This window comes from Metabacillus rhizosphaerae (genome assembly GCF_037201795.1).
GTDB lineage: Bacteria > Bacillota > Bacilli > Bacillales > Bacillaceae > Metabacillus > Metabacillus rhizosphaerae.
Genome location: NZ_CP147403.1, coordinates 4,854,034 through 4,874,251, shown reverse-complemented (window position 1 = coordinate 4,874,251; position 20,218 = coordinate 4,854,034). Strand labels below are relative to the sequence as shown.

Genomic DNA, 20,218 nt, shown 5'->3' with positions numbered 1-20,218 from the left:
CGATTAAACAAACTTAGATACATGATAAGTACAAAAATAATTCCCAAAAACGTAACGCGCCTTCATCCTATGGAGGCGCGTTACGTTTTATAGATTAGAAATCCCCTCAGCTCAAAAAGGTAGGAGATAAGAAACAGAAAAAAGATAAAGTAGTTCTATCGGTTTACTTATTTTACTAGTTAAATAGATTCATTTTTAGTCCATGACTGTTTTTTAAACAATAACATCTGTTTTTTAACTACTAAATGAATGAACAAAAAGATAGCATACACTTGTAAGCGCTTTCCAATAAGTGGGAGGAGGTGAGTTATTCTCTATAGTTTTTCCAAAAAAAATAACGAATTTTGAAAGGAATGAAAACTTATTGAACACTAAGAAACAAAACAAAGGAAAAAAGTTTTTTGCTATACTTCTTAGTTTATTACTTCTATTGTCGTCAGCTCCTATTTTACCTCACGATGCAAATGCCGAAGAATTAGTAGAGAAAAAATTTGATTTTGGTACTGGAGATAGAGCAGTTTTGGAAGGCTATACGAAAGTGACCAATGAAACAGGCTATACAGCTGAACGTACATTTGGTTTTGCAGATACTTCAAAGGTGACTGCAACTGATCGTGCGACATCTGATCCTTTAAAATCAGATTTTACGTTGACTGTTGAAACTTCTTTCATTGTCGATCTTCCAAATGGAGATTATGCCGTTACGGTGGTAACAGGTGATGAGAAGGAAGCAACTGAGATTGGTGTGAAGGCTGAAAATATTCAAAAGATCCAAAACACATCAATTCAAGCAGGAGAATTTGTAGAAAGATCATTTGACATCGCACTTGTTGATGGGCAACTTACACTCGAATTTACAGGTACAACACCTAAGTTAAATGGATTAGTCATTGAGAAGCTTCCGGAGCGAACAGCTGGAGAGCATCCAACCGTGTTTATTGCAGGAGACTCTACAGTACAGACATATGATGAGTATTGGAAGCCAGAAGCAGGCTGGGGGCAAATGATACCTCGTTTCTTTAGCTCTGATATTACATTTGAAAATCATGCAATAGGTGGGAGAAGCTCGAAATCATTTATTAATGAAGGCAGGCTAGATGCAGTTTTAAGAGAACTTAAACCAAATGACTATTTCTTTATCCAATTTGGACACAATGATGCAACAATCAGTCGACCTGAACGGTATGCATCGGTTCCAGATTACAAAAATTATTTAAAAACATATATAAATGGAGCTCGTCAACGTGGGGCTGAGCCAGTATTGGTAACTCCTGTGGGACGCAGGGATTTTAACGCAGATACTGGTAAATTTAATGTTAGTTTTCCTGAATATGTACAAGGGATGAAGGAAGTTGCAGAAGAACTTGAAGTGACTTTGGTAGACCTAAGTACTTTAAGTATTGCTTATTATGATTCAATTGGTCCTGAAGGGACACTTTCTGTGTTTCTTCATACAGAGCCAGGAATGTATACAGCGTTCCCGAATGGTTCACAAGATAATACACATTTCCAAGAATATGGAGCAATTCAACTTGCAAGGTTGATTTCTGGTGATGTAAAAGAGCTTGATATTCCGCTATCTTCTTATGTTACTGATATTGAACCACCAGCAAATGTACCTGCTAAGCCAACTGGTGTAGTCGCAAGTAGCATCAGTAATGCAGGAGCTTTATTAACCTGGAATGAAGTAGAATCAGCTGATATATATAAGATTTATCGCAAGCTTTCAACTGATAGTGAGTACGATTTAATTGGGACAGCTACAGTTCCAAGATTGAATATTACCGGTATGGAAGAGGATAAGGCATATGATGTGATTGTCACTGCGATAAACGGTAAAGGTGAATCAGAGCAATCAAATGTCGTAAACATTCAAACGAAAAAAGCAACGACTAAATTTGATTTTGGACTAGCTGGAAATCCAGTTGCTGAAGGATATACAGAAGTGAATCTTTCCACAGTATATACGAAGGAAAGAGGTTATGGGATTGTTGATGCAACTGGAATGATCGGCAGGGATCGCGGAACAGGTGGAGATCTTCTGCGTGACTGGCTTGGTTATTTTAATGTTGGTTGGAAATTTAATGCTGATGTTCCGAATGGTCTCTATGCGGTAAAGGTGTATGTAGGAGATTTCTTAGGTAGTGCAAGAACAACAGTTCAAATTGAAGGTCAAGATTATGGGCAAATTTCAGCGCCTAGCAAAAACTACACAGAGAAGGTAATTCCTCAAGTTTCTGTTAAAGACGGTCAAATGAATTTTGATTTTGGTGGTTCTACTGGGATTGTAAATGGTGTAGAACTCACACCGATTTTGTTAGCTCCTTCGGAACTTAAGGTTGATGCCAAAAACATTGACGATTCAAAACCATCAGTTATTTTATCATGGAAGACTGTAGAAGAAGCTGTTAAATATAATGTTTATCGAAAAGTGGTTGGCTCAGATTCTATTGAGTTAATTGATAGTACAACGACAAACTCTTTTACTGACACTTCTGTTCAAGTTGGAATGAATTATGAGTATTCCGTTACGACAATTGATCGGATAGACGTCGAAACGGTCCCATCATTGCCACTTGAGGTTTCAATGATCGATGATTCACAGCCAGTCCCTCAGGCTCCAGAGAATCTTGAAGTTGGTAAAGTGAACAAAAACGATCTTATCATTAGTTGGAGCGGGGTTGAAGGTGCGATCACTTATAATATTTATCGCTCTGAGAAAAAGGATGGAACTTACGAATTAGTTGGTAAAACAGATAAAACAAGCTATAAAGATGAAACGGTTTTAACAACAATTCCTTACTTTTACAAGGTTGCTGCCGTAAATGCCGGTGGTATCTCTGAACATTCTGACAGTATCGAAACACCAGCAGTTACAGTTTTAAAGAGACAAATGGAGGATTTAGGTCGTTCACCGGTTTCCATTAAAACAGAAGAGGGTGTACATGTCAGCTGGCGGATGTTGGGAACAGATCCTGAAAATATCAGCTTTAATGTGTATCGTTATGGTGAAAAGCTTAATTCTTCACCAATTACATCAAGTACGAACTTTGTTGATAAGGACGGCAAGACTGATTCAGTTTATGAGATTCGTGCAGTCTTAGATGGAAAAGAACAGAAGTCACAAGAAAACATCAAGGTATTAAGTAATAATTACTTAGATATCCCTCTTCAAAAGCCTGAGGATGGCGTAACACCACTGGGAGATCCGTACTCATATCGTGCCAATGATGCGAGTGTGGGTGATCTTGATGGTGATGGAGAGTATGAAGTTATCCTAAAATGGGATCCAACAAATTCAAAGGATAATTCTCAAGCTGGATATACAGGGAATGTCTATCTCGACGCTTATGAGCTTGATGGAACATTAAAATGGCGCATTGATTTGGGAAAAAATATCCGTGCTGGTGCACACTATACGCAGTTTTTAGTTTATGATTTTGATGGTGATGGAAAAGCGGAAATTGCGATGAAAACAGCTGACGGCACGGTTGATGGACAAGGAAATGTCATCGGAAAAGCTGAGGCTGATCATCGAAATAGTTCAGGTTACATTTTACAAGGTTCAGAATTTTTGACTGTTTTCGAAGGAAAAACAGGTAAAGAGTTGCAAACTACTGATTACGAACCACCACGTGGTGATGTTTCTACATGGGGTGATGGATACGGTAACCGTGTTGATCGCTTCCTTGCAGGTGTTGCTTATCTGGATGGTGAACAACCGAGCATTGTGATGGCCCGTGGTTATTATACAAGAACTGTGCTCACTGCATATAATTGGAGAGACGGTAAGCTGACAAAACAATGGACATTTGATTCAAATGATGATGGAAATCAAGATTATGCAGGACAAGGATATCATTCACTTAGCATTGCAGATATTGATAAAGATGGTAAGGATGAAATTGTATACGGTCAAATGGTTGTAGATGATGATGGTACAGGTCTTTATACGACAGGCTTAGGTCATGGTGACGCACTTCATGTAAGTGATTTCTTACCAGAACGATCTGGACTTGAAGTTTATGCTGTACAGGAACATAAGGATGGAGAATATGGCTATGATATGCGTGATGCAGCCACAGGTGACATTATTTGGGGGCAAAAAACAGGACAGGATACAGGTCGAGGATTGACAGCAGATATCGATCCAAGACATTCTGGGGCTGAAGCTTGGGCAATTTCAGGCGCATGGAACAGCAAAATTGGTGGTTTACACACAGCAAAGGGTGAAAAAATTTCAGAAGGCATTCCTACTTCCAACTTTGCAACTTGGTGGGATGGTGACTTGCTTCGTGAAGTATCTGATCATAATTTTGATGAAGCAAAAGGCGCCGGAGAAGGAACAATTGACAAGTGGGATTATGAAAATGGAAAGCTAGTAAACTTACTAACCGCAGAAGGAACTTTATCTAATAACGGAACAAAAGGTAGTCCTGCCCTACAAGCTGATCTTTTTGGTGATTGGCGTGAAGAGATCATTTGGAGAACTGAGGATAGCAGTGCATTACGAATTTTTATGACAACAGAGAAAACAGATCATCGTATCTTTACGTTGATGCATGACCCGCAATACAGATTAGCGATAGCGTGGCAAAATGTCGGCTATAATCAGCCACCACATCCAAGCTTCTTTATTGGTGAAGGAATGAAAAAACCATCAGCACCAAATATCGATGTAGTAGAAGTTAAACGACCTGATAAAACAGCTCCGATAACGAATCATGAAATTGAGGGGAAGGAAAACAATCATTGGTACCTGGAGCCTGTTACTGTGAATTTTATTGCTGAAGATAATGATTCTGGTATTGATATGACTCACTACGAGTTAAATGAAGAAGTAGAAAAAACGGGAAATTCAGTTAAGATTTCTAATGATGGCAAACATCTTTTACATTACTGGAGTGTTGATAAGGCAGGTAATCGTGAAGAGAAGAATTCAGTCGAAATCAATCTGGATCAAACAGCACCAACAATTACTTTCTCTATAAAAGATGCTGCTGAGTTTAGTGTGGACCAGGAAGTGAGAGTTTCATGCTTAGCTGAAGATAAGCTATCAGGGATTTCCTCCTCAACTTGTGAGGATGTAATAGCACCGGCTTATCAGTTAGGGTTAGGGACACATTCTATAAAAGCAGAGTCTACAGATAACGCAGGAAATATGTCAAATGCTTCGGTAAACTTTATGGTTACGGTGAACTATGATAGTTTAAGGAATTTAACTGAACAATTCCTAGTTCAAAGTGGTGACAAAGGGAAAAATGCTAAACCATTTATTAGCAAACTTGAGGCAGCTAAAGCATCTGAAGAAAAAGGAAATAAGCAGGCTAGAGATGGACAGGTAGGAGCTTATATCAATCAAGTAAAAGCGAAAACTGGTAAAGTATTTTCTGAAGAACATGCAGAAGTGTTAATAAATCTCGCTCAATCAATCGTTAAATAATAAAAGTTATTTTTTTAGGTTTATCATCTAAGAACAGAGGGTAATAAAAACGTGACAGTATCCCCCCTGATACTTTCATTATATGAAAAACTTGAGGAACCCCCATTTTTTTGATGGGGGTTTTTTCGTTGTTTAGTACAGAAGCAATTCTCCAATTCTTCACATATCTTAAGAAATTCTTCATTTTTCCCCTACCTTTATTTTAAGAACTCTTGCTTATACTTAGAGCATTCCTAGCAAATACACTCATGTTATACTTTGGAAAGGAGGAGTGAGTCGATGAATAATTACGTTGTTTTAGTAGTGGATGATGATAAAGAAATCCGTGATGGGATTGAAATATATTTAAAAAATGAAGGAATGACCGTGTTAAAGGCACAGGATGGAGTCGAAGCAATTGAGCGTTTAAATGAACATGAAGTTCATCTTATTCTATTGGATATTATGATGCCAAGAATGGATGGCATTGCAACAACATTTAAAATACGTGAACAAAAGAATATCCCGATTATTATTTTAAGTGCTAAAAGTGAAGATACCGATAAGATTTTAGGCTTGCAAGTAGGTGCAGATGATTATGTGACAAAGCCTTTTAATCCTCTTGAACTCATTGCTAGGGTTAAATCCCAGCTTAGAAGATATGTTAAATTAGGACCATTTGAAGGAATAAATAAAACGATTGATCTTAACGGACTTACGATTGATCAAGCAGCGAAAGAAGTTGCCGTTAATGGAGAAGCGGTAAAATTAACGCCAATCGAATATAAAATTGTTGAGCTGTTGATGATGAACGCTGGTCGAGTGTTTTCGATCTCTGAAATTTACGAAAAGGTTTGGAAGGAACCTTGCTACAATGCGGATAATACCGTTGCTGTGCATATTCGTAAAATTCGTGAAAAAATTGAAATCGACCCTAAAAATCCAAGATATTTAAAGGTGGTATGGGGAATTGGATACAAAATGGAAAAATAGAATTGCGATTATCGCATGGTTCTTTTTAGTAACCTATGGCATTAGTGGTGTTTTGTCAGCGTTATCTAATAATAGTGAGTTTACGAAACAAAGTTATTTTAAGACAATGCAATTTGATGACACGGTAGATCAATTATTGAATTATGTAAATGCGTTTGAAATTTCTTATCCAATGAAAGAAGACATGAAAAAATCGATTACTGTATCAAATGATGAAATAGAAGAGCATCGGTATCAATATGGCGACTTAACCGAACAAATAACAAGTATTGAGCAGCAATATGAATCTAGAATTAATGTCGCATTAGAGAAAGATAACCAAAAAGTTGCCGATATCTATATTAAAGAAAGAGATAAAAAGATTGAAGACATCACGAAAAATTTTGAGAGTGATGAGTATATCAAAGATAAAATTGTCAAAGAAAAAGAACAAAGAATTGATGAATATTATAAGGAGCTAGAAAGCTATCGAGGGGATTTTGCAAATTATAAAGAAGCATTTGTTTATTACCTGAAAAACACAACAACTGGTGAAGTTTACACAAATCTCCCTGAAAATGATAGTAAATCAGTAGATAGCATAAATGATGAAAGTATGTATTTTATCCGTAGTTTTCCTACACAAAAGCAAAGCTATCTTGACATGAGGGAAGTACCTTTACATATAGCGAATGAGGAAATCATCAATGAAATAACCAATAATTCGAACGCTTTATATGAAGGGAAGATTGCAATTTCGAAAAAAACTCCAAACTCAAATTTTATTATGGCTAACTATCATGATTATAATATACAAAGAATTGTGTTTTGGATTTACACAATTGGGGCGATCATCGCATTACTTATAAGTATAATCATTGAAAAAAAATCAAAGCTGTTAAGAAGAATTAAACCAATTAAATGGGTAGGTTTATATAATAAAATTCCATTTGATGTTGCACTGCTTCTTTGTGGTATCACAGCAATCATAACAATTGCATTAATTTTTGATCAGCCCTATTTAGGTTACAGTGTATATATATTAGGAATTCTGGAGATAATCATCTATCACCTTATCACCTTGTCAATATTTTTTGGATTAACAGTAGTACAAGGAATTTATTTGTATCCAAGACTAAAAGCTTTACCTTCTGATCAAGAAATCTGGAAAAATACATTAATAGCACAATTTTTACAAATAGTAAGTACCTCATTCCTAAATAGGCGTGTAGGAACACAAGTGTTTCTTCTATTAGCCATTGTATTTTCATTTGGGGTAGGGACAGTCCTCATTTTTGTTGAACAGGCTTTTCTTCTTTTATATATACCTGCTTTTGTTATAGTAGGAATACCACTTTTTATTCTAATTATAAAAAGAATAGGTTATTTTAACGTGATTATTCGCAACACAAGTGCTTTAGCAAATGGCTGTTTTGAACCAGATGTAAAGATAGTCGGAAAATCAGTACTCGCTAACCTAGCGAAAGATATTAATATCATGAAGCGCGGTGTGAAAACTTCACAAAAAGCTCAAGCAAAAAGTGAGCGACTAAAAACCGAGTTAATTACAAATGTTAGCCATGATTTACGTACACCTTTAACCTCAATTATCACGTATTCTGAACTTTTGAAAAACCCAGAGTTAGCGGATGATGAACGTAGTACGTATATTGAAATTATTGATCGGAAGTCAAAGCGGTTAAAAGTGTTGATTGATGATCTCTTTGAAGCCTCAAAAATGGCTAGCGGGAACATTGAACTAATTAAAAGTAAAGTTGATATTGTTCAATTGCTCCAGCAGGCTTTAGCTGAATACAATGAAACTATTCAAGCTTCACAGGTGCAATTTCGCGTTGGAAATCCAGATAAGCCAGTATATGCATTTGTGGATGGTCAAAAGCTTTGGCGTGTGTTTGAAAACTTAATTGGCAACATCCTTAAATATTCATTAGAAAACACTAGAGCGTATATTAATATAAAAATTGAAAATAGCGAAGTGATTATCACGTTCAAGAATGTATCAAAATATGAGCTAAGCGATGATAGTGATGAGCTATTTGAACGATTTAAACGCGGTGACGAATCACGCCATACAGAAGGGTCTGGTTTAGGTCTTGCGATTGCTAAATCAATTATTGATTTACATGATGGTGTTTTAGATATTGATGTAGATGGTGATTTGTTTAAAGTGACGATTGTGTTAAAGGTAATGAATGATTAAGTAAATAGCCCTGCTTTTTATAAGCAGGGTGATTTTTTATTATTTCATATTACAAAATATTAACTAATAAGTTATTGTTTTTTTACATTAATGTATTATTATTTGGGATATAAAGTACTATTATAATTCTCAGGTTTCTTGTTGTGCTTGCGGTTTTTAAATGGAGGAAAAATGAAAGAAAATATAATTTTTATACATGGACTAACTGGAACAAAGGATGCGTTTAAAAAGCCAATGGAGTACTTTAACCGCCAGTTTAACACGTATTCTTACAATTTACTTGGACATGGTGAGGATCGAGGAAAAGCAGTTGATTTTACATTAACTAATTTGGTCTCACAATTAGAGGATTTTTATGAGCAGGAAGGACTTAAAGAGGCTCATTTATGCTCACTTAGCTATGGGTGTTATCCTAGTACGATATTTGCAAAAAAGTGGAATAATAAAGTGAAAAGTCTGTGCTTTATAGGTGGTCATTATAATTCACCATCACAACTATTTGATGTGTTCAAGCATTATTGGGAGATTCGTCATGAAGACTACCCAACATGGTTAAGGAAATATTCCCATGATATCTATCCAAAAGAGAGTTTGTTAGATCCTTATTCAATTATTTCAAACAAAATTTATTATAAATATGGTCTTGAATTAAATGATAATATTTTAAAAAGTGCGATTCAACATCGTCTTAAATATGATTTGCGAAGCGACTTATCTTTATTAAAAGTACCAATTCTGTGGGTGATGGGGGATCATGACAGTATGTACAAATCGACATTAACAGATTTAAATACAGTAATCCCTCACGTTATATATAAGGAGATCAAACATGCAGGGCATGCAGCAAATATGTTCCGTCCAAGTTGTTTTAGGGATATGTACGAAGAGTTTTTAACTAGTTTAATAGTCAAAGCAAAGGGGTAATTCAAATAATAAAAGTCTGAAAAGAATAAAGTGTCAGACTTTTTATTATTTCAAAATATAAAGTATATAGGTAAAAAATTACTTTATTGGATTATTTAGTTGATTATTTGCGGAAATGATATATTAATTAGATAGAAATTTAGCTTTTAATCTTAAAATGATATCACTTTTAGCAATTAAAGATGAAATTTTCCTTTAGAAATGATATGATAGAATTATCTTACTATTTAATAGAATAACAATTTTTAAGGAGAAGGTGACACGATGACAACTAGAATTGAAACAAATGATAGCAGTCTTCCATTACGTCGCGATGTAAAATCTCTTGGGCATATTTTGGGAGAAATCCTTGTTCATCATGGGGGAACGGAGCTTCTTGATAAAGTTGAAAAGCTAAGGGGAATGGCGAAAACTCTTCGAAATCAATTTGACGAGCAAATATATAATGAACTTAAAGAAGAAATTGTGAATTTGGATACTCCGATGCGAAAGCAAGTTATTCGAGCTTTTTCTATTTACTTTCATCTTATAAATGCTGCAGAGTCGAATCACCGTATTCGTCGACGTCGCGAATATCAGCTTCAAGATAACCATGTTGTACAACCAGCATCGATTGAAAGTGCTTTATTAGCTCTGAAAGAAAATGAAATAGATGTGACGACCATTCAAAACGTACTGAACACGTTATCATTGGAACTAATTATTACTGCGCATCCTACAGAAGCAACAAAGCGTTCAGTAATCGAGATTCAAAAGCGAATCTCGACAATATTGAAAAGCTTAGATAATAACATGTTAACGAAAAAAGAGCGTAAAAAGCTTGAGGATAGTTTACTAAATGATGTAACAATTCTATGGCAAACAGATGAATTACGTGATCGTAAACCAACTGTCATGGATGAAGTACGTAATGGGCTTTATTATTTTGATCAAACCTTTTTTGATGTGCTTCCAGAAATACATCAGGATCTAGAGGAAGGTCTTGTTGAACAATTTCCAGGTCATAATTGGGAAGTTCCTAATTTCCTACGTTTTGGCTCATGGATTGGCGGGGATCGTGATGGAAACCCAAATGTTACACCTGAAGTCACATGGGAAACATTAGAAAGACATCGCGATCTAGCGGTAAAAAAATATAAAGAAGCCCTAGTCGAAGTGATGAAACGTTTTAGTCACTCAACAACTCGTGTAGAAGTAAGTAAAGAGCTACTTGATAATGTTGAAAAGGAAGAGGCTGCTTACTTAGAAAATGAAAAGAAATGGCCTGTTGAAAATGAGGTCTACCGTCGCAAAATTGCTGTGATATTAGCACGTTTAAAAGAAGTTGGTAAATCTGAAATCGGTTATCAAACATCTGAAGAGCTGTTAAAAGATCTTTATTTAATTCAAAATAGTATAAACAATCATCAACCAGCACTTCGTGAATTGAAAATGCTTAAAAAATTGATTCGCCAAGTTCAGTTATTCGGCTTCCATTTAGCTACTCTTGATATTCGTAACCATAGTGGAGAGCATGAAGCAGCTATTACAGAAATCTTACGCAAAGTGAAAGTAACCGATGATTATACGGCACTTTCTGAAGATGAAAAAATTAAAACATTAGAAGCTGTGCTAAAAGATCCACGCCCAGTTCTATTATTAAATGAAGATTATTCAAAAGAGACACAGGAAATGATCAAGGTCTTTACGATGATCAAAAAAGCACACGATACTTTTGGGAAAAAATCAATTCTGGTTTACCTTGTCAGTATGACACAGGCTGCAAGTGACTTACTTGAAGTATTGGTGCTAGCGAAGGAAGCAGGTATTTACAGACTTCATGCAGACGGTACGGTTGAAAGTCATTTAAATGTTGCACCACTTCTTGAAACAATTGACGACTTAACTGCTGGTCCAGTAATTTTAGAGACACTTTTTAAAATGGATGTATACAGAAATCACTTGAGCATACATGGTGATTCTCAAGAAATCATGCTTGGCTACTCTGATGGTAGTAAAGATGGTGGAACGTTAACAGCCAACTGGAAGCTTTATAAAGCACAGCTTGAAATCCATGACATGGCGAAGAATTATGAAATCGGACTGAAATTTTTCCATGGTCGCGGTGGTTCATTAGGTCGTGGAGGCGGTCCATTAAATCGAAGCATTCTTTCACAGCCAGCTGAAACAATTGGAGATGGAGTGAAAATTACAGAGCAAGGTGAGGTCTTGTCTTCTCGTTACTTGATAGAAGATATTGCTTACCGAAGTCTAGAACAAGCTACTTCCACTTTACTTGAGGCTTCTGTTAACCTATCAGAAGAATCAGAACAGCAACATATTCGTGAAACAGCATGGGAAAATGCAATGGAAGAGATCTCAACGATATCTCTAAAAAAATATCAATCACTCGTTTTTGAGGATCCTGACTTTTTAACTTATTTTACAGAAGCAACGCCACTAAATGAGCTAGCTGAATTAAATATTGGCTCTCGACCTATGAAGCGTAAAAACCGTAATCGTTTTGAAGATTTACGTGCGATTCCTTGGGTTTTTGCATGGACGCAAAGTCGTCAATTATTACCAGCATGGTATGCAGCGGGAACAGGATTAGATAGCTTTATTTCAAAAGATGTAGAAAACCTAAAACTATTGCAACGTATGTACGAGGAATGGCCATTCTTCCGTTCAACAGTTGATAACCTGCAAATGGCGCTAATGAAGGCAGATATCACTACAGCTAAAGAATACATTTCTCTTGTCAAAGACAAAGAAATTGCAGATCGTATTTTCAACAATATTGTCGAGGAATATGAAGCAACGAAAGCGATTCTACTTAAAATAACTGGTGATGAAGAACTATTAGATCATACACCTAATATTAAAGAATCTGTTCATCGTAGAAACCCTTATGTAGACCCATTAAACTTCTTACAAGTGGAACTCATTAAAGAGCTTCGCGAACAAGAAGAACCTAATGAAGAATTGTTAAATGAAGTGTTATTAACAATTAGTGGCATTGCTGCAGGCTTACGTAATACAGGCTGATTTGCGATAAAACAAAGAGAGCTGTCATAATTGGCAGCTCTCTTTGCATTTAATCTCAATCGCTTACTAATTCCAACAATTCTTCAATTCTCTGCTCAAAAGTATGCTTAGACCGTTTATTTTTAGAGGCTGATTCACTATGTATTTGTGTGGTTATGAGTGTCTGACCCTTTGAGTCACCACTGTTGGATTAGGGAACTCAAAATAAAAGTTGTTTTGGATTAATTCCATTTGGAAAAAGCAGGACTTTTTGTTGCTTAACTTGAAGTATTAGGTATTAACCTAAAGAAGTAAAAGGATAACTTTAAGTTGAATATAGGAGTGAAGTTTTTGAAACAGAAGGTCGTTGTCTATAAAAAAGTACCAGAAGATGTATTAATGTTTTTAAGTGAAAAGTTTGAAGTGATATATTTCAAGAATTTAGAAGACAGAAAAGATTCTAATTTTCTTCAAGAACTACATACTGCTCATGGATTACTCGGATCAAGTTTGAAAATTGATAAGGAATTACTGGACCATGCACCAAACTTAAAGATCGTTTCAAACATTTCAGTAGGATATGATAATCTTGATATTGAGGAATTGAATAAAAGAGGCATACAAGCAACCAATACTCCAGGGGTATTGGTTGATACGACAGCTGATACGATTTTTGGCTTATTACTTGCTACATCAAGAAGAATGCCTGAGCTGGACTTCTATGTGAAGTCTGGAAAGTGGAATGGCACAAAAAATGAGGACTTGTTTGGTGTTGATGTTCACCATAAAGTCCTTGGAATAATCGGTATGGGAAGTATCGGGAAAGCCATTGCAAAAAGAGCGCATTTTGGATTTGATATGGACATTTTATATCATAATCGTTCGCGCAATGAGCAGGTTGAAAAAGAGTTTAATGCAGCTTACTGTGAACTTGATGAGTTGTTAAAAACATCTGATTTCGTTTGTCTAATGACACCTCATACTCCAGAGACAGACAAAATGATTGGAGAAAGGGAATTTCATTTAATGAAGGATACCGCCATTTTTATTAATGGATCAAGAGGTAAAAACGTTGACGAAGCAGCATTAATTTATGCTCTGCAAAATCAGCAGATACTTGCAGCTGGTTTAGACGTATATGAAATCGAACCGATAAACAAAGACAATCCATTGTTAAAGCTTCCAAATGTTGTTACCTTGCCACATATTGGGTCAGCAACAAAGGAAACAAGAGAAAAGATGGCTAGGTTAGCAGCAAAAAATTTAGCGGAAGGGTTGGCGGGGAAAGTTCCGCTGAACTTGATTAAATAACGAAAAGGGACAGATTTAGATCTGTCTCTTTTTTACGGTATGTTTATGTTTATTGATTCTTTCCTAAACTAGTTATATGTGTAACTAGAAAGGGGATCGTAGTCAAGGGTGGAAAATCATTTATTTGTTTATTTAATCGTCGCTTATGTTATTTCTCATGTTCCCTTTCTTGGGCGTTATTTAGCAATATTCAATACTTTAATCCATGAAAGTGGACATGCAATTGCGGCTTTACTTCTAAATGGAAAGGTTTATTCAATAAAATTATTTAGTAATACAGCTGGTGAAGCATTAACAGGTCAAAGAGGATGGATTTCTAATATCATTATTTCCTATGCGGGGTATACATTTTCTTCAATTACAGCATATGCCTGTTTTATGTTGCTTCATAAAGGTTATATAAGATTTATTTTATATGCATTACTTTTAATTGCTCTGTTGAATTTAATTCTGTGGATTAGAAATATGTATGGAGCAATTTGGCTTGGTTCTTTTATTGCTTTATGTGGCTGGACTTTACATAGCGGAAGTAGCAGCATCCAGACTAACCTTGCATATTTTTTATCATCTGTTCTTTTAACACAGTCTGTTTCATCTGCTCTACAGATTTTTATGTTAAGCATAGTTAGGGGAAGGTCTGCAGGTGATGCAACGAGCTTGGCCAATTATACAAAGATCCCAGCAATCATTTGGGGATTTCTCTTTTTTGCTCAGGCAGTATATATAGCGTATTTAGCTATTAATCAATATCAAAACTTAAAGGGTATACCTACTTTTACATTGAGTGGCTAACTCACATTTTGTAGATTATGAGTCAGCCTTCTTTAATCATCGAGATTATAGTTTAGAACGATATTCTCTTAACTTGTTTTCAAGCTCACTTAACTTAGCTTCTAATATTCCTGTTGAATGTCCGGTGGCTTCAAGCTTTTCAATATCCCCTTGTACCTTTACATACTCCATTTTTAGTTCGTCAATTTTTTGATTTATTTCTTGTGTGTCCAATGTGATCCCCCTTTCAAACTTCTATTTAAAGTGTATCGAAATGTGAAATCTTTTACAAAGGTCAAAAACTCCCTACATTCCTCCATTTTAACATCAAAAACAAACGAAAAAGGAAATAAGTGAACAAATTTATCCGGTTATTTTAAAAAATGGTAGAGAAAATGCTCGTACATATATATACTTATCGTTATAGAAAGGTTTCTAAGCACAAAGATAGGGGGGACTTAATATGGATGTTGTAACAATAGGAGAATCAATGGTTGTATTTACACCGACAAGTGACGGATTTATGCGAAATGCAACTCAATTCACGAAAAAGATTGGCGGAGCAGAATCAAATGTTGCGATCGGTCTTGCAAGATTAGGTCATCAAGCTGGTTGGATTAGTAAGCTTGGGGATGATGAGTTTGGAAAAGCTATTTTAGCATCCTTAAAGGGTGAAAATGTTGATGTTAGTAATGTGACCTTTGATAAGCAAGCACCTACTGGAATTTATTTCAAAGAGCCGCGACGACAAAATAATATGAGAGTCTATTATTATCGGAAAGGTTCTGCTGCTAGTAAGCTAACACCTAGTGATCTTGACAATGGCTACTTGTCAAAAGCAAAATACCTCCATATTACAGGAATCACGCCAGCGTTAAGTGATAGCTGTAAGGAAACAATCTTTGAGGCTATTAAACTTGCAAAAAGCAATGGAAGTACAATTGTGTTTGATCCAAACCTTCGTACAAAGCTTTGGGACGAGAAAACAGCAAGAGCTACATTACTTGAAATTGCGGCTGAAGCTGATATCATTTTACCTGGAGTTGCTGAGGGGGAATTTTTATTCGGTGAAAGTGATCCTCTTAAACTAGGACAATTATTTTTAAACCATGGTGCTTCAGTTGTGGTTATGAAAATGGGGGCTGAAGGGGCTTATTATTTCACTGAAAAAGAGAGCGCTTTAATCCCTGGATTCCCTGTAAAGCAGGTAGTCGACCCAGTTGGTGCAGGAGATGGATTTGCTGCAGGCTTCCTATCAGGATTAATTGATGGGCTGGAACTTAGCAAAGCAGTTGAACGTGCAAATGCAGTTGGTGCACTTGTTACTATGGTAAATGGGGATGTTGATGGTTTACCTGAACGAGATGAAGTAGAGCAAGTAATATCAAAAAATGGCGAAGATGTAGTTCGATAAGGAGGATAAAGAAATGAATCATATTGACATAATAAAAGAAACTGGTGTTGCTGCAGTTATTCGTGGTGCAACAAAAGACAATATTATCGCGATTGCAGGGGCGTTAAAAGAGGGTGGAGTAAAAGTATTAGAAATAACAGTTGAAACCCCTGGTGCATGTGCGGCAATTGAAAAAGCTTCACTTGAATTTGACGATGTGTTAGTTGGTGCGGGTACAGTATTAGATCCGGAAACTGCAAGAACGGCAATTATGTCTGGGGCAAAATTTGTATTTTCTCCAACAACGAATATCAAAACAATAGAAATGGCTAAGCGATATGGTGTTGTTAGTATCCCTGGTGCATTAACACCAACTGAAATATTAACCGCCTTTGAAAGCGGTGCAGATTTAATCAAAGTATTCCCTGCAAATGTATTTGGACCAAGCTATATAAAGGATATACACGGACCAATGCCTCAGATACCTCTAATAACAACTGGAGGCATCTCTGTTGATAATGTTGGAGACTATATTAAAGCAGGCGCAGTTGGTGTCGGTGTTGGTAGCTCATTAGTCAATACGAAAAAGGAATTAACAGATGCGTATTTGAGTGAAATCACAGCAACAGCATCAAGGTTTATCCAAGCCGTTAAAGAGGCACGTGGGTGAATTTACTAAAGGGTATTTATGATAATCCTTTTACAATACAAAATTAGTTTTACTAAAAGATAGACCAAAGCAGATCACGCTATGGTCTATCCTTTTTTTATCATTATTTTAAATGTAGTTAAAAATTTTCAAATAAAATACTGCAAAAAATACGGAAAGGATTAGTGCCCACAATTTTTTTACATGATGAAGTCTAACCATTGGAAACATGATGATGACAAATAAAGCTGACCATCCAAAATGCCATCCATTATGATAAGTTAGTATCCCAAAACGTTTACATACCCATTCGACTAATAAAAAAGGAATAATCCATTTTAACATGTAAGTCAATTGTTTCTTAAGTTTGCTGGGATAATTAGACAAAAAAACAATTGCTAATAAAGGGTTTATAATAAGGTTGTGTGCAAAATGAACATTCATAAGAGTAAGGATAGAGGTTTCTTGAAGCTCCCACAAATGGAAATGACTGTGTGATATAAACTCATAAAGGAAAGTTGCTAAAGAAATATAAAGCATTGTAGGGTAGTAATCTTCCCAGTTTTTCCAATCTCCCTTAAACAAGGCGAATAATATCACCAATATAATAACGATTATGTGCATCTACAATTCTCCTGATTACATTCTGTTACATAGTATCAACAAATTAATTACAAATAATACCATTTAGTCTGAAAGGTTAATTTTATCAAAAATACTGTTTGTTTTTGTTCGAAATTGTTCTATAATAAAAACTAAATCGATTTTAACGGGGGAACAATTAATGCTTTCAGTTGAAAGGCATGAACGAATATTAGATCAATTAGATCAAAGTAAAATTGTTAAAGTTTCGGAACTTAGTAAGTTATTAGAAGTTACCGAAAAAACAATTAGAGGTGACCTTGAGTTACTGGAGCAAAGGGGTCTTCTTAAAAGAATTCACGGTGGTGCAGTCATAGTAGAAGAAGAAGGAAGAATGCTACCAATTGCTGAGCGACAATCTAGGCATAGTGAGGTTAAGCTTGCGATTGCGAAAGAGGCTGTTAAGCTTATCAAACCAAATGAAACAATTCTCATGGATGGCGGAAGTACGACGATTGCAATTGCTGAATTACTTGGAGAATTCCCAATAACGGTAATCACGAATGATTTAAAAATAGCCAATATTCTATTAGGAAAAAATAATGTCCAATTGATGGTCCTAGGTGGAACAAGGATTGATAATTCATCCTCATTAATGGGAGCACAAGCAACAGAAATGCTCCAAAGAATTAGGGTCAATAGGTTGTTTTTTGGGACAACTGGTGTTTCAATTGAACATGGTTTAACTGTCATTAACAGCATCCATGCTGATTGGAAAAAACAAATTATTAATTGTGCGGATCATGTAACATTATTAGCAGATTCTACGAAGTTTGATAAAGTTGCACTTATTCGATTCGCATCACTTGAAGAAGTTAATGAGATTATTACCGACTCAAGGTTGGATGAAAACATAAAGGTGAATTTAGAAAATAAAGAATTAGCTTTACATCTTGCGAAAATTTTGTAAAAAGCTTTGGATGGCAACACAAATATGAAAATGAGGGGAAGTCAAATATGGTAGTGTGAACAGATCTAGAAGAATGCTTCTATATTAATCAAAATTCACCAATTTTTGATCTAGGATCGTGTAAAGTGCATAGTGCATAATGCTATTCCTTTTTCCCTTATAAAACAAATTTAGATGACAAACGAACATTTAACCGTTGTCATCTTTTTTATTTGTGTTATAATCAAACCATAACGAACACAAATAAACATTTACATACAGGTGTAGAGGAGGCTAGGAAATGGAATCTCTTTTTTCATTAAAAGGTAAAGTGGCATTAATAACTGGTGCTAGTCGTGGTTTAGGACAAGGGATGGCAGTTGGTCTTGCTGAAGCAGGAGCAACAGTTATTGGTGCAGGTATGAGTGATATGTCAGGAACACGAAATAAAATTGAAGCAATAGGTGGAACGTTCCATGAGGTGAAAATTGATCTATCACAAGATCAGGCTCCTCAGAAACTAGTTTCTGAAGCTTTAACATTAACGAACAAGATTGATATTTTAGTAAACAATGCGGGAATTATTCGTCGTGAAAATGCAGAGAACTTTTCAGATGATGATTGGTATGAAGTTATCAAAGTGAACCAGCATGCGGTGTTCCAACTATGTAGAGAAGCTGGAAGACATATGCTTGAAAATGGGTCAGGAAAGATCGTCAATGTGGCTTCAATGTTATCATTCCAAGGTGGCTTAAGAGTTCCTGCCTACACAGCAAGTAAGCATGCTGTTGCAGGATTAACAAAATCACTAGCGAATGAATGGTCAAGTAGAGGTGTCAATGTAAATGCTATTGCACCAGGGTATATGGAAACAGACAACACAGCACAGCTACGCGCAAATTCTGAGCGAAATGAATACATTACTTCAAGAATCCCACAAGGGCGTTGGGGTACACCAGAAGACTTAAAAGGAGCTGTCGTATTCTTAGCATCAGATGCTTCAAATTATGTGAATGGTCATATCCTATGTGTTGATGGTGGATGGATGAGCTCTTAACAAATACCAATGGGTCTTAACCCGACTATGCTAAACATTGAATTTTGAATACTCTCAAATTTGAAAGGGGAATAATAATGGAAATCAGACATGCGACAAATCCAGCAGACTTTAAATCATATACGACTGAAAGATTAAGAAGTGACTTTTTAATGGATTCTTTATTTGTACAAGGACAAATTAATATGACCTATTCACACTATGATCGTGTTGTAACAGGTGGGGCAATTCCGACAGCACAAGCGCTTAAGCTTGAAGATCAAGAAACATTAAAAACAGAATACTTCTTAGAAAGACGTGAAGTAGGCATTATTAATATCGGTGCTGAAGGAACGGTTTTAGTTGATGGTCAAGCTTATACATTAAATAAAAGAGATTGTCTGTATGTTGGATTAGGAAATAAAGAAGTTTTATTTGAAAGCAGCAATGCTTCAGATCCAGCTAAATTTTATATCGTTTCAACACCTGCACATAAGCAATACCCAACGAAAAAAGCTCCAATCGAAGATGCTGAACCGAATCATTTAGGCTCTGATAGTGAATCAAATAAACGTACGATCTATAAATACATTCATGCTGATGGTATTCAAAGCTGTCAATTAATGATGGGTATGACTTTATTAGAACCAAACAATATGTGGAACACAATGCCTGCACATCTTCATGATCGCCGTATGGAAGTTTACCTCTATTTCGATATGGATCAGAATTCTAGAGTATTCCATTTCATGGGTGAACCTAAAGAAACTCGCCACCTTGTTGTCCAAAACGAACAAGCCGTTCTTTCACCACCATGGTCAATCCATTCTGGAGTAGGAACTAGCAACTATACATTTATCTGGGCAATGGCAGGAGAGAACTATACGTTTACTGATATGGATGCAGTTAAAATGGAAGAATTAAAATAAATAATCAAATTATAAATAGTGCCCGTTATCTCTTAACTTTGAAAACAAAAGTT

The 20,218-nt window shown here is 35.8% G+C and carries 14 protein-coding genes; 12 read left to right on the top strand and 2 right to left on the bottom strand.

Features of this window, described 5'->3' with window-relative positions; genetic code table 11:
* The first annotated feature begins 364 nt into the window (after positions 1 to 364).
* The 7 genes from WCV66_RS23460 (at position 365) to WCV66_RS23430 (ending at position 14,648) form a co-directional block, all read left to right on the top strand.
* Entirely contained in the window at positions 365 to 5,443 is a 5,079-nt protein-coding gene (locus WCV66_RS23460; protein WP_338787054.1) for an OmpL47-type beta-barrel domain-containing protein, read from the top strand.
* Positions 5,444 to 5,722: 279 nt separating this feature from the next.
* Positions 5,723 to 6,415, top strand: coding sequence for a response regulator transcription factor (locus WCV66_RS23455; protein WP_338787053.1), 693 nt, complete (start codon positions 5,723 to 5,725; stop codon positions 6,413 to 6,415).
* Positions 6,393 to 8,615, top strand: a complete 2,223-nt coding sequence (locus WCV66_RS23450; protein ID WP_338787052.1) for a HAMP domain-containing sensor histidine kinase — start codon at positions 6,393 to 6,395, stop codon at positions 8,613 to 8,615. Before WCV66_RS23455 ends, WCV66_RS23450 begins: the two co-directional genes overlap by 23 nt.
* A 171-nt stretch (positions 8,616 to 8,786) precedes the next feature.
* Positions 8,787 to 9,539, top strand: coding sequence for an alpha/beta fold hydrolase (locus WCV66_RS23445; RefSeq protein ID WP_066325006.1), 753 nt, complete (start codon positions 8,787 to 8,789; stop codon positions 9,537 to 9,539).
* A 264-nt stretch (positions 9,540 to 9,803) separates the two neighbouring features.
* Entirely contained in the window at positions 9,804 to 12,566 is a 2,763-nt protein-coding gene (gene ppc, locus WCV66_RS23440; protein WP_338787051.1) for a phosphoenolpyruvate carboxylase, read from the top strand.
* A gap of 330 nt (positions 12,567 to 12,896) precedes the next feature.
* On the top strand, positions 12,897 to 13,856 hold the full coding sequence (locus WCV66_RS23435; RefSeq protein WP_338787050.1) for a D-glycerate dehydrogenase: 960 nt from the start codon (positions 12,897 to 12,899) through the stop codon (positions 13,854 to 13,856).
* 108 nt (positions 13,857 to 13,964) lie between these two features.
* Entirely contained in the window at positions 13,965 to 14,648 is a 684-nt protein-coding gene (locus WCV66_RS23430) for a M50 family metallopeptidase (protein ID WP_338787049.1), read from the top strand.
* Positions 14,649 to 14,693: 45 nt separating this feature from the next.
* Here the strand turns inward: WCV66_RS23430 and WCV66_RS23425 are convergent, their stop codons facing one another.
* Positions 14,694 to 14,861 (bottom strand): SE1832 family protein, encoded by a 168-nt coding sequence (locus WCV66_RS23425; protein WP_185653037.1) that lies wholly within the window; start codon positions 14,859 to 14,861, stop codon positions 14,694 to 14,696.
* Positions 14,862 to 15,090: 229 nt separating this feature from the next.
* Here WCV66_RS23425 and WCV66_RS23420 point away from each other — a divergent pair, with 229 nt between their 5' ends.
* Complete coding sequence (locus WCV66_RS23420) at positions 15,091 to 16,041, top strand: sugar kinase (protein ID WP_066325015.1); 951 nt, start codon at positions 15,091 to 15,093, stop codon at positions 16,039 to 16,041.
* A gap of 13 nt (positions 16,042 to 16,054) precedes the next feature.
* Positions 16,055 to 16,690 (top strand): bifunctional 4-hydroxy-2-oxoglutarate aldolase/2-dehydro-3-deoxy-phosphogluconate aldolase, encoded by a 636-nt coding sequence (locus WCV66_RS23415; RefSeq protein WP_066325018.1) that lies wholly within the window; start codon positions 16,055 to 16,057, stop codon positions 16,688 to 16,690.
* Positions 16,691 to 16,798: 108 nt separating this feature from the next.
* On the opposite strand, the gene WCV66_RS23410 is transcribed toward WCV66_RS23415, so the two are convergent.
* Positions 16,799 to 17,293 (bottom strand): CBO0543 family protein, encoded by a 495-nt coding sequence (locus WCV66_RS23410; protein ID WP_066325020.1) that lies wholly within the window; start codon positions 17,291 to 17,293, stop codon positions 16,799 to 16,801.
* A 160-nt stretch (positions 17,294 to 17,453) separates the two neighbouring features.
* Here WCV66_RS23410 and WCV66_RS23405 point away from each other — a divergent pair, with 160 nt between their 5' ends.
* The 3 genes from WCV66_RS23405 (at position 17,454) to kduI (ending at position 20,165) form a co-directional block, all read left to right on the top strand.
* The gene (locus WCV66_RS23405; protein ID WP_066325023.1) at positions 17,454 to 18,221 is read left to right on the top strand and encodes a DeoR/GlpR family DNA-binding transcription regulator; all 768 of its coding nucleotides are present in this window, start codon (positions 17,454 to 17,456) and stop codon (positions 18,219 to 18,221) included.
* A gap of 280 nt (positions 18,222 to 18,501) precedes the next feature.
* Positions 18,502 to 19,257: a 2-dehydro-3-deoxy-D-gluconate 5-dehydrogenase KduD gene (gene kduD, locus WCV66_RS23400; protein ID WP_066325026.1), complete on the top strand. Its 756-nt coding sequence runs from the start codon at positions 18,502 to 18,504 to the stop codon at positions 19,255 to 19,257.
* A 77-nt stretch (positions 19,258 to 19,334) separates the two neighbouring features.
* A complete protein-coding gene (gene kduI, locus WCV66_RS23395) occupies positions 19,335 to 20,165 on the top strand; it encodes a 5-dehydro-4-deoxy-D-glucuronate isomerase (RefSeq protein WP_185653038.1) in 831 nt (276 codons plus the stop codon).
* The last annotated feature ends 53 nt before the right edge of the window (positions 20,166 to 20,218 follow it).

Bases quoted from the DNA above. Each gene is read 5' to 3' on its own strand.
- WCV66_RS23455 (WP_338787053.1), top strand. From the start codon at position 5,723: ATGAATAATTACGTTGTTTTAGTAGTGGATGATGATAAAGAAATCCGT.
- WCV66_RS23445 (WP_066325006.1), top strand. From the start codon at position 8,787: ATGAAAGAAAATATAATTTTTATACATGGACTAACTGGAACAAAGGAT.
- ppc (WP_338787051.1), top strand. From the start codon at position 9,804: ATGACAACTAGAATTGAAACAAATGATAGCAGTCTTCCATTACGTCGC.
- WCV66_RS23420 (WP_066325015.1), top strand. From the start codon at position 15,091: ATGGATGTTGTAACAATAGGAGAATCAATGGTTGTATTTACACCGACA.
- WCV66_RS23415 (WP_066325018.1), top strand. From the start codon at position 16,055: ATGAATCATATTGACATAATAAAAGAAACTGGTGTTGCTGCAGTTATT.
- WCV66_RS23410 (WP_066325020.1), bottom strand. From the start codon at position 17,293: ATGCACATAATCGTTATTATATTGGTGATATTATTCGCCTTGTTTAAG.
- WCV66_RS23405 (WP_066325023.1), top strand. From the start codon at position 17,454: ATGCTTTCAGTTGAAAGGCATGAACGAATATTAGATCAATTAGATCAA.
- kduD (WP_066325026.1), top strand. From the start codon at position 18,502: ATGGAATCTCTTTTTTCATTAAAAGGTAAAGTGGCATTAATAACTGGT.
- kduI (WP_185653038.1), top strand. From the start codon at position 19,335: ATGGAAATCAGACATGCGACAAATCCAGCAGACTTTAAATCATATACG.